The following is a 14,389-nucleotide window of genomic DNA, read 5'->3' on the forward strand; positions in this document are numbered from 1 at the left end:
TACTCCGGTAAAGCCAGAAAAAGATAAAAAGGGGACAGGTCAGCCGAAGGGAGGCCGGCCACCGGGACCACCGGGGAAGCCGCCGGGGCCTCCCGGCATGCCGCCCCCGGACATGAGCGCGGAGGCCTGTCGCATCAGGCCTTTCAGCCCGAGCTTGTTGACCCGCTTCATCATGGTGGACATGTCATCGAACTGCTTGAGCAGCTTGTTGACTTCCTGAACTGTGGTTCCAGACCCGGCAGCGATACGCTTCTTACGCGACGCCTTGATGATGTCGGGCGTCTTGCGCTCCGCCTTGGTCATGGAGGAAATGATGGCCTGATGCTTCTTGAAGATCGTGGTGTCGAGTTTCTTCTCGTCCACCATGTCCTTCATCTTGCCCATGCCCGGCAGCATCCCGAGGATGCCCGAAATCGAGCCCATCTTCTGGATCTGCTTGATCTGCGACACATAGTCGTCGAGATCGAACTTGCCGGCCATCATCTTCTTGGCCAGCCGCTCTCCCTCTTCCTGATCGAGCGTATCAGCAGCTTTCTCGACCAGTCCGGCGATGTCACCGAGGCCGAGGATACGGCCCGCGACACGCTCCGGATGGAACTCTTCCAGCGCGTCCAGCTTTTCGCCCGAACCGGTCAGCTTGATCGGCGCGCCGGTGATCGCACGCATGGACAGCGCGGCACCGCCACGGGCGTCACCATCCATACGGGTCATGACAACGCCGGAAACGCCCACGGCTTCGTTGAACAGCTTGGCCGTGTTGACGGCGTCCTGACCCGTCATCGCATCGACAACGAGCAGCGTTTCAGCCGGGTGTGTGACGTCGCGGATCTGACGGACTTCATCCATCAGCGCTTCGTCGATGGACAGACGACCCGCCGTATCGAGAATGACGACGTCATAGCCTTCGCGGCGCGCCGTATCCATCGCACGATTGGCGATCTCGACCGGCGTCTGGCCAGCGATGATCGGCAGCGACGCGACTTTCGCACGCTCGGCCAACTGCTGGAGCTGGAGCTGGGCAGCGGGACGCTGCGTATCGAGCGAGGCCAGCAGCACCTTCTTGCGCTCACGGGTCGCGAGACGCAGGGCGATTTTGCCAGATGTGGTCGTTTTGCCCGAGCCCTGCAGACCGACCATCAGGATCGGCACAGGCGGGGCTGCGTTCAGGTTCAGGGGAACAGCGCCCGCGCCACCAAGGGCGTCGATCAGCGCATCATTGACGATCTTGGCGACAGCCTGACCCGGAGAGATGCTTTCCAGCACCTCCGCGCCGACCGAGCGCTCTTTGACCTTATTGACGAAGTCCTTGACGACCGGAAGCGCGACGTCGGCCTCCAGCATCGCCAGCCGAACCTCGCGCATGGCCTCCGCAACGTCGGCCTCGGTCAGCGTGCCGCGCTTGCCGAGATCGCCAATAACGCCGGAAAACTTGTCGGACAGAGATTCGAACAAGAACCGTTTCCCCAAAAGAATACGCGCCACTGCGCGAATACTCGCGGGGTGGCGTGACTTATGTGTGGATCATGCTCCTACGCTCCACAGCGGCAGGAGTCAAACGGAAAGACCCAATTCCCGGACGCCGGATCACATAAAAAAAAACACCGCTGCCCGTCAGTTGGGCAGCGGTGCTATGGAATACCACTTTAACACTGTTACGCAGCTTGAAGCTTACGCGCTCTGAACCTCGTTGGCTCCGGCCACATCGGCAAGCCGATAAGGACCGCCAGCAAGAACCTGCACGGCAAGCTGGGCAAACGCGCCGGTTTCATGCCCTTCGAAAGACAGCAGCGCATTGCCGTCCGTCCATCGCGCACCCTCCGCATCGCGGCACTGCCAACCAGACAGTTCCGTCTCCGTCAGATGCGACGTCAGGACATACGGCTTGCCGCTGTCAAACAGCTTGATCTCTCCGATGGCGACACCAAGCGAGCGGCGGTCATCCACAAACACTCCCATGACATCGCTGGGACGGCTGGTGCGGGACACGATCCTGACCGACCTGACGCCGGATGGAATCCGGAAGGCGGTGTAACCATCCACCTGACGCGATTCCCTGATGATCTGCCCGCTTTCCGTCACAAGATGCAGATCCGCATCCTGCGTCAGAATCGGCTCCACCGCATGCATCGGGACATCACCATCAATCGCCCGCGCTTCGATACGACGGTAAATGGGCTCAACAAAAGCGCGATCCGTTTTCAGCGGGGCCGCAGCATCCGTTTCCCACTGGAAACCACGACCACCAATCCGGGCCGCTCCGGCAATCTGCCTGAATGAGTGACGGTCACCCGTATCGAGATAGCTTTCCGTCAGTACACCGTCAGCCATGATGATGGCGTGGCTCTCGGTTTCTATGTGGTAATAATCGTAGGAGAGAATGGACCGGTCATAGAAGATGGATCTGCCGTTCACCAGCATCCGGACGGGCACAAATCCGCCATCCAGATACAGGCAGTGTTCGGCAGTCACCAGCATATCCTGGGCAGGCACGGCCGGGGCGATTGCATCCTTCAGCACGCGCACTGGATAACCCGCCTCATCTTCATGAGGCAGCGGACGGACCGCAGCATGGGATTTTCCAGCCCACACCACCTTGCGCGCGACAGGAGCACCGCTCGCATCCGACCATGTGTTCAGGAGATCACCTTCCCGAACATCTTCGACACGCACGTCACCCGAAGCTGTCGAGATCAGTGTCCCCGCAAGAAAGCAGGCGGTAATTTCATAGTAACTACCAGACTGAGGCACGACATCCGTGAGATTCTTCTGAACGTAGTGCGATCCTGACTCTATGGACGACCCAAGATTCAGAAAGTCACCCATTATACGGAAAGAGATACTTCTACCGTCTGTCGTATCATAATTTATGATCGTGATATTGCTTGCTTTATTATAAACAACCGTCGAATCAGAGGAAATACTTCCTGAACCGATCTCTATATTAAACTCAGCATTGTTTTACTGGTTTATATAGACCTGCGTTCCAGATGAAGATGCCTGTATTGAATCGAGGTATATTGAAGTTCCAGACGCATTGACGTTGATGTAGTTCGTTCCATTCTTGTTAAACGAACTACTACTTGTGTGCAGAGAGCTATTTTGTGAATTGAGATTATAGATGGTCATGACGAATGCCTCTCCGCGACGGAGTGAGTTTCGCCTATTTTATTAATGATAGATGAATCATGGAAGATCATTTTTTCAGTTTTAATTAAAAATTTACGAATTTGTATATTTTAAAAACCGATTCTCATAATAGAGATCAATTCTTCGGTATTACAATAATTTAAGTATAACAGTTACAACGCCATATCGCAGATAGAGTTCCCACTGCGGGCACTCAATACCATCATCAGAAGAAAAATTTTAATAAAACGCTATATTCTGCAAATAAAATGCAACAAAAAAATGGAAAACAGCAAAAATCCGCCCTGATGTTTCTGCTCTCATCTAATAGAGTCAGTAACAGGCTGAATAATCCAGCCAGACCTGTCGTCCGGCTGGATACATGCTTCCAGATTACAGCTTCAGACCGGCCATATGCAGCGCCTTGGTTTCAAGGAATTCCTCGATACCTTCAGCACCACCCTCACGGCCCAACCCGGACTGCTTCACACCACCAAATGGCGCGCACTCCATAGACACCATGCCGGTGTTGACGCCGACCATGCCATATTCCAGCGCCTCACCAACGCGCCATGCCCGGCTCATGTCCGTCGTGAAGAAATAGCTGGCCAGTCCGAACGGCGTATCGTTGGCCTTGCGGATCACCTCCGCTTCATCGCTGAACTTGAAGATCGGCATCAGCGGCCCGAATGTTTCTTCGCTGAACACGCGCATCTCGGTCGTCACGCCTTCCAGCACGACCGGTGTGGCGAAATTGCCGTTCGTCTCCAGCGGTGCGCTGACATAACTGGCCCCTTTAGACAGAGCGTCCTCGACATGCTCGCGGACTTTCTTCACGGCGTTTCCGTTGATGAGCGGCCCCATTGTGACGCCTTCTTCAAGCCCGTTGCCGACCTTGAATTTGGCGACCTCTTCCTTCATGCGGGCGACGAACCGGTCGTGGATACCGTCCTGAACAAAGATGCGGTTGGCGCAGACGCAGGTCTGTCCAGCATTGCGGAACTTGCTGGCCAGCGCTCCCGCGATAGCAGTTTCCAGATCGGCGTCATCAAAGATGATGAACGGCGCATTACCGCCAAGCTCAAGGCTCAGACGCTTGATGGTGTCGGCTGACTGCTTCATCAGCAGCGCGCCAACATGTGTCGAACCGGTAAAGGACAGCTTGCGCACGACCGGACTGGAGGTCAACTCAGGACCGATTTCCTTGGCATCGCCGGTCACGAGAGAGAACAGCCCTTTCGGCAGACCCGCACGCTCAGCCAGAACGGCCAGCGCCAGCGCGGAATAAGGCGTCAGTTCGGACGGCTTGAGCACCATGCTGCACCCGGCGGCAAAGGCCGGACCGCATTTACGGGTGATCATGGCGTTGGGAAAGTTCCACGGCGTGATGGCGGCGGTCGTGCCGACCGGCTGCTTCACGGTGAGAACGCGGCGATCCTTCTGCGGCGGCGTGATGACGGCCCCGTTGATACGGCGGGCCTCTTCCGCGAACCATTTGATGAAGGAAGCACCGTATTTCACTTCGCCCTTCGACTCGGATAGGGGCTTACCCTGTTCAACCGTCATGATGAGCGCCAGATCGTCCGCGTTTTTCAGGATCAGATCGTACCACGCCATCAGCAGATCGGCGCGCTCGTCTGGGTTGGTGGTTTTCCACTTGGCCTGCGCCCGATCAGCGGCTTCGATGGCCCGCTGGGTCTCCGCGGCTGTACAGGCCGGAATCGTTCCGATCACTTCACCCGTCGCCGGATTGGTGACGGACAGCGTCTTGCCTGAAGACGATGTCATCCATTCGCCCGCGATATAGGCCTGTTCACGGAAGAGAGACGGATCGGAAAGATTGGCAATGCCCATGATGGACCTCCGGATGAGCGGCGCTCTGTTGAGATGCCGGCTTTCTGCCACCCAGAGATAGAGTGACATTACGCCAGACAGATTAACCTTTCTGACGCTGGAGGGTTTTTCAGTCCAGCGTGATCATGACGGGAACATGGTCGGATGGCTGGGGCATCGCCCGCTCGGCCTTGTCCGGTTCCGCTTTGACAAGACGTTCGGCCACGGCGGGTGAAAGCAGAAGATGGTCGATGCGGAGTCCCATATCCCGATTGAAGGACCCGGCCTGATAGTCCCAGAATGTATAGATCGTCTCGTCCGGGTGAAGCGCCCGCACGGCGTCCGTCAGACCAAGCCAGAGCAACCGCCTGAAAGCGGCGCGGCTTTCAGGACGGACGAGCGCATCCGTAGCTGGCAATGAGCCGGGCGCAAGATCCCGGTCTGTCGGACAGACATTGTAGTCGCCAGCAAGAATGAAATCCGTGTCCGCCCGCAGCATGGTTTCCGCATGACGGGCAAGAGCATCCAAGAATTCGAGCTTGCCGAGATAACCGGCTTCACCGCCGGAATTACCGTTAGGAAGGTACAGGTTTCCCACTGTCAGGGAATCAAGCCTGACCTCAATATAACGTGCCGGTGGTTCCGGATCACTCAGACCCGGCAGCTTACGGGCCAGCACCTCGACAGGACGGCGGGAAAGAACCGCCACGCCATTGTAGGATTTCTGTCCGACACAATGAGAGATGTAACCGGCTTCCTCGAAGACCGAAGCGGGGAACAGATGATCCTCGCACTTGATTTCCTGCAACAGCAGCAGGTCCGGTTCATTACGCTTCAACCAGTCGAGGACAAGAGACTGACGCTGACGGATGGAATTGACATTCCAGGTCGCAATTTTCATGGCGTTGTGGCGGCCTTGTGAACCGGGTGTGCGGAGTGGCCTGCATCCGCAGACCCGAGGAAAGGCCGGGCTGTCATTCTGCTACGAAGAAAATCAGGCCACGACGGAAAAGACAGCAGCGTCAGGCGAGCGAAAAGCTCGTGCCGCATCCACAGCCTGAGGCCGCATTGGGATTGTTTACTGCAAAATGCGCACCCATCAGTTTGTCGACAAAATCGAGTTCACCGCCATTCATCAGGTCCAGACTAACAGGATCGACCACGACACGAATGCCATGACTGGTCACTACAAAGTCTTCCGGCGACGTTTCCGGGTCGAGTTTGAACTCGTACTGAAAGCCGTTGCAGCCTCCCGCCGAAACGGAAACGCGCAAGGCGAACGTCGATTCGACCGCTCCTTTACTCGCGATGATCTCAGCGATGCGTCTGGCGGCGGCGTCGGAAACGGTGAAGCTCTGGGTCATGAGGGGATAATGGGTTGTCGAAGCGTCAATGTGAAGAGGGACAATAGCGGGAGGACTTCACAACAGAAAAATTGATTAAAGCCCGTTCCTGAAGGAGCCGGACGGGTGATCGACCCGCCCCGCAGGCGCCCTTCATCAGATTCATGGGGCAGTTTGGGGGATGATTAAAGCGCCTCGTCACCACTCTCACGCGTACGGATACGCACGACACGGCTGAGATCGCTCACAAAAATCTTTCCGTCACCAATTTTTCCGGTGTGCGCGGACTGGAGAATGGCCTCAACCACCTGATCGACCAGCGCATCAGAGGTTGCAATTTCGATCCTGATCTTGGGCAGAAAGCTGACGTGGTACTCTGCCCCACGATAGATCTCGGTCTGTCCTTTCTGACGACCGAATCCTTTGACTTCAGACACGGTCAGCCCCTGGATCCCCAACGGCGAGAGCGCGTCGCGGACGTCGTCGAGCTTGAAGGGCTTGATAATTGCCGTGACGAGCTTCATCCCAGTTCCTCTTTAATCACCAGAAAATTCACAACGATGCCGTAATGGCTTTGCCAAGGAAGCATATTGTTTCCTTCCTGTCACGTCATATGGATGACATCGCTTGGGATGGTTCGAACGCGCAAAGCATGCCATGAGTTTCGCCACAGAAGCCGGGCTGTTTTCTACGCACGCAGGCTCGGCGTAAATTATTGAATTCATGGAGGCTCGGTATGTCCAGCACGACGGAACAGAGCACTGGTGAACAAGGTCGTGGCGAAACAGTCACGGACGTCGCGGTCTGCATCATCGGCGCGGGGCCTGTAGGGGCCACGCTGGCATGCCGCCTTGCCCGTGACGGCGTTCCCGTGGCCGTCGTGGACCGGGCAGCGCTTCCGCCGATGGAAAATCCGGAATTCGACGGACGGGCCTACGCCATTGCCGCCGGATCAAAAAACCTTCTGGAAGCCGCCGGAGTCTGGGAACATCTCCCGCAGATCCCCTGCCCCATCGAGGACATTCTTGTCACGGACGGCAGGCCGGGACAGCCCCCTTCCCCGCTGTCTCTTGAGTTCACCCGTGAGGACTCGACACAGCCGTTCGGATGGATGGCGGAAGCCCGCGCCCTCCGCGTGGCGCTGAACGCAACGCTGCACAATGCCCCTCTGGTGACGGTGCTTGCCCCTGCCGATGTCTCGATCGTGCGGAATGAAAACGGTGTGACCGTAAAAGCCACGGATGGCCGCACGATACGGGCGCAGCTTCTTGTCGCCGCAGACGGTCGCGGAAGCCGCACACGCTCGCAGGCCGGCATTCCCATCACGAAACTCGCCTACGGTCAGAGCGGCATCGTCTGTGCAATCGCCCACGAATACCCGCATGACAACGGCGCGCTTGAGCATTTCCTGCCGGGTGGTCCCTTCGCCCAGCTTCCGATGACCGGCACCGCCGAGCATCCCAATCTTTCAGCGATTGTCTGGAGTGAAAAGGACGCGATGGCCCGACGAATCGCGGCCCTTCCGGAAGAGCAGTTCAAGCGTGAACTGAAGCGTCGCATCGGTGATCGGCTGGGAGACGTCACGCCAGTTGGTCGCCGCTGGGTATATCCGCTCGCTGCGCAGTATGCTCAGCGCTACACGGCCACACGTCTTGTACTGGCAGGCGACGCGGCCCACGGCATCCATCCAATCGCCGGACAGGGCCTCAATCTCGGCTTTCGGGATGTGATCGCGCTTTCGGATATCCTGATTACGGCGCACGGCAAGGGAGAAGACCTCGGTAATCCAGCCCTGCTGGCCCGCTATCAGGCGCGGTGCCGTCCTGCAAACATGATGATGTTTGTGGCGACCGACGCGCTGGATCGTCTGTTCAGCAACGACAATCCGGTGCTGCGTCTGGCAAGAGATGTCGGGATTGCAACCGTTCAGCGCCTGCCCCGGCTGCGCAAGGCGTTCGTCAAACACGCGATGGGCGTCTGATCCCAACAGGGCTCTGCCCCATAACCCCGCCAAAGGCTCGCCTTTGGAAACCGTTTAATCGGGGTCAAAGGGACTGCGGTCCCTTGCGGGTGCGGGCAGTGCCCGCATACGGGTCATTCATTGGGATAATGACCCCAAACGCAATTTATCGCCTTGGAAACAGAAAAGGTCCGGGAGAACCGGACCTTTGAATACCTGCCGGTATATCCCCGGCAGGTAACGGCACCTGATGGTGCCGCTCTACTAAGGCAGTCGTTCAGCCAGTCAGGTCTGAACGGATACGGCTGCGTGGGCGACGGGATGCATCGCCTACACGCGTCGTGGGACGCTGTGTCCGGTTCTCGGACGTAGACTTCAGTGCCGGAGCAGCAGCCAGTTCGGCCTCAAGCTGGGCAATACGCTTGCGCACGCTGTCCCGCAGGGCGGGAGCCGTGTGCGACTTCATGGATGCCAGCGTTTCCTTGAGGTCACGAAGCTGCTTCTGCTTCTCAGCAAGAGTACGGCGGATCGGCTGATTATCCGAAAGCTGGCCGTGAAAAGCACGCATGTTTCAAAACCCATTCAGGCAGGACAAAAGGTTACCCCCATATCTGGAGGACAGATTCTAACAAAAAGTGAAAAAACAGACTCTCTCACCTGTCCTTTACGACTGACCAGTCCTGCCGACGGGCGAGAACGACAGACGTGAGAGGGCTGTCTGTTTTTCGGAGTGCGGGAAAGTGTTCAGAAAATGGAAGTCGGCGTTAATCCGGCGACTGATCATTTCTGTGCAGGATATCCTGCAACGCCTTCACCAGTGCTGCGCATTGCGCATCGGTTCCGACCGTGATCCTGAGCCAGGATGATGTTCGCGGGCCTTTAAGATGGCGCACGATTATCGCCCTTTCTCTCAACGCGGCCGCCAGCATGGCAGCCTCACGATCCTGATGCCGAGCGTAAACAAAGTTGGCGCTGGAAGGCAAGACCTCAAAACCGAGTTCCGCGAGGGAGCCCGACAGAGCCGTCCGGGTCGCCATGACCTTGTTGACGCATTCGGCAAGCCATTCTTCATCTTCATAGGCCGCCAGAGCGCCAGCCTGAGCCAGACGGTCGAGCGGATAGGAATTGAAACTGTCCTTCACGCGGACCAGCCCTTCAATCAGGGCAGGATCGCCGACAGCAAAACCGACACGCAGGCCAGCCAGTCCCCGTGATTTGGAGAATGTCTGGACCACCAGAAGATTCGGATAGCGACTGACGAGTGAAACAGCGGATTCAGCACCGAAATCCACATAGGCTTCATCAATCAGCACAACCCGATCCGGATGCGCAGCCAGCAGTTTCTCGATGTCTCCAAGCCCCAGCGCAATCCCTGTCGGCGCGTTGGGGTTGGCCAGCACGATACCGCTGTTCGGACGGTTGAAGTCCTCGATCCGCACACGCAGCCCGTCATCAAGCGGCACAGTCTCAAACGGCAGGCCATAAAGACCGCAATAGACCGGATAAAAACTGTAGGTCACATCGGCGAACAGCACAGGCTCGCCATGGTTGAAGAACGCCTGAAACGCATGCGCCAAAACTTCGTCCGAACCATTGCCAGTAAAGACATGCTCCGCCGTCAGACCCGACCGCCGCGCGATAGCCTCGCGCAGGGCCAAAGAGGCCGGGTCAGGATAAAGCCGAAGAGTCTCATCGGTTGCCGCCTGCATGGCCGCAATCGCCTTGGGCGACGGGCCATAAGGACTCTCGTTGGTGTTCAGCTTGATGAGATTGGTCAGACGCGGCTGCTCACCGGGAACATAAGGCGTGAGGCGGTGAACAAGCGGGCTCCAGAAACGACTCATGAAGAGATTCCAAAAAGAGTGAGCAGATCAGGATGGCCCTGCGCAACAGCCATTTCACGCGCGCTCTGGCCTTCGCCGTCCTTCTGGTCCGGATCAGCCCCTGCTTCAAGCAGATAACGCGCCATATCCGTGCGCCCGAACATGACGGCAAACATCAGCGGCGTACGGCCCACGCTGTTGACGGCATCCACCGCCGCGCCATGCGCGATGAGGATTTCGGCAATTGGGCGGTCACCCTTGAACGCGACACCAGCCAGCGCCGTCGCGCCCTTGGCGTCGGTTTTGTCAACCGACGCACCGGATTCGAGCAGTTGCTTCACCGTGTCCGCGCGTCCGTTATAGGCGGCCAGAATCAGCGGCGTGTATCCCTTGTCATTCGTGACATCCGGGCTCAGGCCTGCCGCGATAAATTCGCGGACAAGATCCGTCTGACCGTCACGCGCAGCTTCAAGGAACAGGGTTTCGATTTCCGCTTGATCGAATGTCTCGCCTTCATGTTCTGGCATCTGACTCTCCCTTCCCGGTTCCACTGCAACGCCCGCACGGAAGGCGCTGCTGATCTTCTACGTTATTCGGCCGTCTCTGCGAAGGACGCTACCGGCTCAACAGTCTCGTTTCACCAAAGCCGAGCGGCACAAAGGCATCCGGAGCAAGCCCGGCCCACTCCGCTGTCTCCCTGAGACAACGCTCCGGCTCCCCCAAAGGCTCCTGCGACAACGGAAAAGTTCCGAAATGCATGGCAATCCCGTGACGCGCCTGCAACTGCCGGAACGCCTCCACCGCTTCCACCGGGTCCGTATGAACCTTGCGCAGCATCGGACGCGGCGCGTACGCTCCAATCGGCAGTAACGCTATATCAGGCGCGTCAAGCCGGGTGCGAATCTCCTTCCAGTGAGCACCGTGTGCAGTGTCACCCGCGAAGAAGACCGAAGGAGTCTCGGGCGATTTTGGGAAACGCAGGAAGAACCCGCCCCACAGACGTTTCCCGGCGTCCGTCAGCCCACGCTGCGTGAAATGACGGGCCGGGGTGCAAACGACCTCAAGCCCCCCAATCCGCACACTCTGCCACCAGTCCAGTTCGGACACCCGCGACAGGCCAGCCTTGCGAATCAGGTCCCCCGTCTGCGCCGCTGTCACGACCACGGGATTGTCCCGTTGCGCCACCGCTTGCAGTGAAGGCAGATCGAGATGGTCGTAATGGCAATGTGAAACCAGCACGACGTCGATGGGGGGCAGATCGGCCAGTTGGTAAGCTGGTGGCCGGAAACGCTTCGGCCCGATAAACGGAATGGGAGAGCAGCGTTCCGAGAAAATCGGGTCTGTCAGCACAGACAGCGTGCCGCCCTCCGGCAATGGGAATCTGAGAAGGAAGGTGTCGTGACCGATAAAGGTGACAGCAACTTCCCCCTGTTCCGGGATATCGTGCGGATTGCCCGGCGTGTCCGGCCCTTGGCCCTGCGGCGGTTTTTCCAGAATATTCGATATGATCCAGCGCAGAAACGTCAGAGGTCTTATCCCCCGTCGTTTTTTACCTGCCTGAGCCGCTGACTGCACGGGAGCCGGTTGATCTGGCCATGCCGGGGGCCTTGGAGCCTCCTGCCAGTCTTCCGGAAGAGGTGGATTGATGAAAATCTCTCCGTTGCAATGATCGGAGAGAGGAAGCGCTGCCTTTTTCATAAAGGGAAAATAGCATCGGAAGAGGAAGACGCCATCAGAACTTCTGCACGCCGTCACCCGCAGGCAGTCAGGCGCTTTCTGCACTATGCTTGTTCCTTCTGCCCTCACAGGAAGAAGCAGAAAAGTTCATCGCAAGATGTCTATACGAAGTCGCAATGATCACGTAACACAGACGCGAATAGTCCCCGACAGGGGCAAAGCGGGAGCCAAGCATGCCTGAACTGAAAAACGAGTTCGATTGCGCCAAAAGTCTCAAGGAAGGGCGCTACTGGATGCCGTTCACGGCCAATCGCCGGGTGAAGGAACAGGGCATGGCCCGTGTTCTGGAGAGCGCCAGCGGACCGTATTACACGACCGCCGACGGCGTGAAGCTGTTTGATACGCTGTCCGGCCTGTGGTGCTCCCCACTGGGACACGCCGATCCGCGGATTTCGGAAACCCTGAAAAAACAGGCAGACACGCTCGACTATGCACCGGGCTTCCAGCTTGCCAATCCTGTCACGGTCCGTCTCGCCGAGCGCATCGCCAACATGGCGCCGGCAGGACTCGAGCATGTGTTTTTCGCCAACTCCGGCTCGGAAGCTGCCGACACGGCGCTGAAGGCCGCCATCGGTTACCACCGGCTGCGTGGAGAAGGCGGTCGCTTCCGTCTGATCGGGCGTGAGCGTGGCTATCACGGCGTCGGACTGGGCGGCATGTCGGTCGGCGGCATTGTCCCCAACCGCAAGATGTTCGCCACGATCATGGTGCCGGGCGTGGATCACATCCGCCACCCCTACGACCACGCCAAGGTCGCCTTCTCCAAGGGGCAGCCCGAATGGGGTGCAGAGATGGCCGAGGATCTGGAGCGCGTCATCGCCCTGCATGACGCCTCCACCATCGCCGCTGTCATGGTGGAGCCGGTGCAGGGTTCCACCGGCGTGCTGGTACCGCCGATCGGCTATCTCGAACGCCTGCGCGAGATCTGCACGAAGCACGGCATCCTGCTGATCTTTGACGAGGTCATCACCGGCTTCGGACGTATGGGCGAAAACTTCGCCTCGCAGCGTTTTGGCGTAAAGCCGGACATGATCACCTTCGCCAAGGCCATCACCAACGGTATAGTGCCGATGGGCGGCGTGATCGTGACTGACGAGATCTACAACACCTTCATGACCGGCCCGGAGAACGCCATCGAGTTCGCGCACGGCTATACCTATTCCGGCCATCCGCTGGCGGCCGCCGTGGCGCACACTGTTCTCGACATCATGGAAGAGGAAAGCCTGATCGCCCGCGCCCGCTCGCTTGAGCCGGTGCTGGAAGAGGCCATTCACAGCCTGCGCGATCTGCCCATCGTGCATGACATCCGCAATATCGGTCTTACGGCAGGTGTCGATCTGAAGCCGCGTAAAGACGCCCCCGGCGCACGATGTCTTGAACTGTTCGAAAAAGGGCTGAAGAACGGGCTTCTTCTGCGCTGCACGGGCGAGACGATCTCTTTCGGCCCTCCCTTCATTTCGACACCTGAGCAGTTGCGTGACATGGTGGCGACCGTCCGCAAACTGATTACCGAACTGGACTGACACCATTCCGCTTCGGCGGACAAAGGAGATTTTATATGCCGCTTCTGCATTTTCACCTCTATGAAGGCCGCAACGAAGCCGAGATCAAGAAGCTGCTGGACACGACGCACGAAGTCGTTCTGGAAGCCTTTCAGGTACCGCCGGGTGACCGCTATCAGATCGTCAGCGAGCACAAGCCGTCACACATGATCCTTGAGGACACCGATCTCGGTATCCCCCGCACGAAGAACATGGTGCTGCTGCAGATTTTCAGCCGTCCGCGCGGTGATGGCGGCTTTGCCCTGTTTTACCGACTGCTCACCGAGCGTCTGGAAGCAAAATGCGGCATCAAGCCCTCTGACGTCATGGTTTCCGTGGTGGAGAACAAGGATGCGCACTGGTCATTCGGTCTGGGCCGCGCCCAGTTCCTGACAGGCGAGCTTCCTCTCCCGAAGAAATGAAACTGCGGGCAGATCGGACAAACGTCCGATCTGCCCTGTTACGACACGCCATCCCGGAGGTCTTTCCAGATTCTCCATAATTCCATCGCGTCGGGTAAAGCCCTGTGCTTTCGGGATGTCCGTTTTTCTTCCCGTACGCGAACCTGAGCCAGCAACGTAGCATCTTCCGCCGCCGACGCTCCCCTGTGTGCTGACCGCAGCGCCTCCACCCACGCTTCCAGCACGGGATGGACGGCAGGCTCGCTTTTTCCGACAACGCCGCACAGTCTTTTCAGCCAGCCGCGATCAAAAGCGGGCGCATCCGTGACAATCCGGCAGTTTTCCGTGGCCGCCAGAAAGCGTTGAGCCACTAGAGCAGCAGGGCTGCCTTCGCGCATGAGCGTGTCCCGACTCACCCCATGCAGAGCCTCGGCTTCTTCCGACCAGTCTGTCCACTCAGGTTCCGGACGGATCAGGAAGCTTTCACTCTTCCCACTCTCCCAGACCCAAGCGATTTCGATGGGATAGCTATCGACGTTGAGAGAAGAGGCTTCATTATCCAGAAAAATGAACATGTTAGATCCAGCCCTGCCTTTCTGCGCCAGATATTCTGCCGGGCCTTGAG

At 58.1% G+C, this 14,389-nt stretch carries 14 protein-coding genes; 3 read left to right on the forward strand and 11 right to left on the reverse strand.

The window, feature by feature from the left end; all coding sequences use genetic code 11:
• Positions 1-39 precede the first annotated feature (39 nt).
• From ffh to B3759_RS13985, 6 genes are all read right to left on the reverse strand, one after another.
• A complete protein-coding gene (gene ffh / locus B3759_RS13960) occupies positions 40-1,452 on the reverse strand; it encodes a signal recognition particle protein (protein ID WP_010667938.1) in 1,413 nt (470 codons plus the stop codon).
• 216 nt (positions 1,453-1,668) lie between these two features.
• On the reverse strand, positions 1,669-2,748 hold the full coding sequence (locus B3759_RS13965; RefSeq protein ID WP_291366733.1) for a Hint domain-containing protein: 1,080 nt from the start codon (positions 2,746-2,748) through the stop codon (positions 1,669-1,671).
• 771 nt (positions 2,749-3,519) lie between these two features.
• Complete coding sequence (locus B3759_RS13970; RefSeq protein ID WP_291366735.1) at positions 3,520-4,980, reverse strand: NAD-dependent succinate-semialdehyde dehydrogenase; 1,461 nt, start codon at positions 4,978-4,980, stop codon at positions 3,520-3,522.
• A gap of 109 nt (positions 4,981-5,089) precedes the next feature.
• Entirely contained in the window at positions 5,090-5,860 is a 771-nt protein-coding gene (locus tag B3759_RS13975) for an exodeoxyribonuclease III (RefSeq protein WP_291366737.1), read from the reverse strand.
• 121 nt (positions 5,861-5,981) lie between these two features.
• Positions 5,982-6,323, reverse strand: coding sequence for a HesB/IscA family protein (locus B3759_RS13980; protein WP_291366739.1), 342 nt, complete (start codon positions 6,321-6,323; stop codon positions 5,982-5,984).
• Between the two features lie 164 nt (positions 6,324-6,487).
• Positions 6,488-6,826: a P-II family nitrogen regulator gene (locus B3759_RS13985; RefSeq protein WP_099347488.1), complete on the reverse strand. Its 339-nt coding sequence runs from the start codon at positions 6,824-6,826 to the stop codon at positions 6,488-6,490.
• Between the two features lie 212 nt (positions 6,827-7,038).
• Here B3759_RS13985 and B3759_RS13990 point away from each other — a divergent pair, with 212 nt between their 5' ends.
• Complete coding sequence (locus tag B3759_RS13990; RefSeq protein ID WP_291366746.1) at positions 7,039-8,283, forward strand: UbiH/UbiF/VisC/COQ6 family ubiquinone biosynthesis hydroxylase; 1,245 nt, start codon at positions 7,039-7,041, stop codon at positions 8,281-8,283.
• A gap of 256 nt (positions 8,284-8,539) precedes the next feature.
• On the opposite strand, the gene B3759_RS13995 is transcribed toward B3759_RS13990, so the two are convergent.
• From B3759_RS13995 to B3759_RS14010, 4 genes are all read right to left on the reverse strand, one after another.
• A complete protein-coding gene (locus B3759_RS13995) occupies positions 8,540-8,830 on the reverse strand; it encodes a hypothetical protein (RefSeq protein WP_291366747.1) in 291 nt (96 codons plus the stop codon).
• A 196-nt stretch (positions 8,831-9,026) separates the two neighbouring features.
• Positions 9,027-10,106, reverse strand: a complete 1,080-nt coding sequence (gene hisC / locus B3759_RS14000; protein ID WP_291366749.1) for a histidinol-phosphate transaminase — start codon at positions 10,104-10,106, stop codon at positions 9,027-9,029.
• Positions 10,103-10,612 (reverse strand): ankyrin repeat domain-containing protein, encoded by a 510-nt coding sequence (locus B3759_RS14005; protein WP_291366751.1) that lies wholly within the window; start codon positions 10,610-10,612, stop codon positions 10,103-10,105. The genes hisC and B3759_RS14005 overlap by 4 nt, the downstream gene beginning before the upstream one ends.
• 88 nt (positions 10,613-10,700) lie before the next feature.
• The gene (locus B3759_RS14010) at positions 10,701-11,783 is read right to left on the reverse strand and encodes an MBL fold metallo-hydrolase (RefSeq protein ID WP_291366753.1); all 1,083 of its coding nucleotides are present in this window, start codon (positions 11,781-11,783) and stop codon (positions 10,701-10,703) included.
• A 212-nt stretch (positions 11,784-11,995) separates the two neighbouring features.
• Between B3759_RS14010 and B3759_RS14015 the strand changes: the two genes are divergently transcribed.
• Positions 11,996-13,345: an aspartate aminotransferase family protein gene (locus tag B3759_RS14015; RefSeq protein WP_291366755.1), complete on the forward strand. Its 1,350-nt coding sequence runs from the start codon at positions 11,996-11,998 to the stop codon at positions 13,343-13,345.
• A gap of 35 nt (positions 13,346-13,380) precedes the next feature.
• On the forward strand, positions 13,381-13,785 hold the full coding sequence (locus B3759_RS14020; RefSeq protein WP_291366757.1) for a tautomerase family protein: 405 nt from the start codon (positions 13,381-13,383) through the stop codon (positions 13,783-13,785).
• A 38-nt stretch (positions 13,786-13,823) separates the two neighbouring features.
• Here B3759_RS14020 and B3759_RS14025 read toward each other — a convergent pair whose 3' ends face one another.
• The gene (locus tag B3759_RS14025; protein WP_291366759.1) at positions 13,824-14,339 is read right to left on the reverse strand and encodes an exonuclease domain-containing protein; all 516 of its coding nucleotides are present in this window, start codon (positions 14,337-14,339) and stop codon (positions 13,824-13,826) included.
• Positions 14,340-14,389: the final 50 nt, after the last annotated feature.

It is taken from the genome of Acetobacter sp. UBA5411 (genome assembly GCF_002409645.1).
GTDB lineage: Bacteria > Pseudomonadota > Alphaproteobacteria > Acetobacterales > Acetobacteraceae > Acetobacter.